This is a genomic window from Bacillus cereus group sp. N8 (assembly GCF_016483685.1).
Classification (GTDB): domain Bacteria; phylum Bacillota; class Bacilli; order Bacillales; family Bacillaceae_G; genus Bacillus_A; species Bacillus_A proteolyticus.
In genome coordinates this window covers 1-388 of the sequence record NZ_JAEHBK010000140.1, presented here as the reverse complement: position 1 = coordinate 388, position 388 = coordinate 1, and the positions used below count along the sequence as shown (strand labels likewise).

The window sequence follows — 388 nt, the reverse complement described above, 5'->3', positions numbered from 1 at the left end:
CCTTTTAGGAAAGGGATGTTCTCCCCTACCCATTTTGTACCTTTTCTCAATACATCCCATTTCTCACCGGCACTTTTGGAAAAGTTTTGAAGCCAAGCCTCCACTGGATGATGTTCCGCCCATTCCTCTTGCTTTTTCTTCATTTCTCTTTCAGCTTGCAGTTGCGCTTCTTTTTCCGCATTCGTGATTTGTGTATCCATTTCATGAATGCCTTTTGCCAACTCATCTAGCTTAAAGAAGGCCTGAAGTTGCGGATCAGTATAAGATAAACTACCCATTTTGCCTGCAATTTGAACTTGTTGGTTTAGGGCATCGAGAATGTCTTCCGCATTGCTTTTTTCTTTTTTGCTTTCAAATTGCTGTACTTTTTGAATCGTATCCTCTAGTT

The 388-nt window shown here is 40.7% G+C and carries 1 pseudogene; it reads right to left on the bottom strand.

What is annotated here, in order from left to right:
* A pseudogene (locus JDS80_RS31865) lies at positions 1-388 on the bottom strand (T7SS effector LXG polymorphic toxin); the annotation flags it as partial.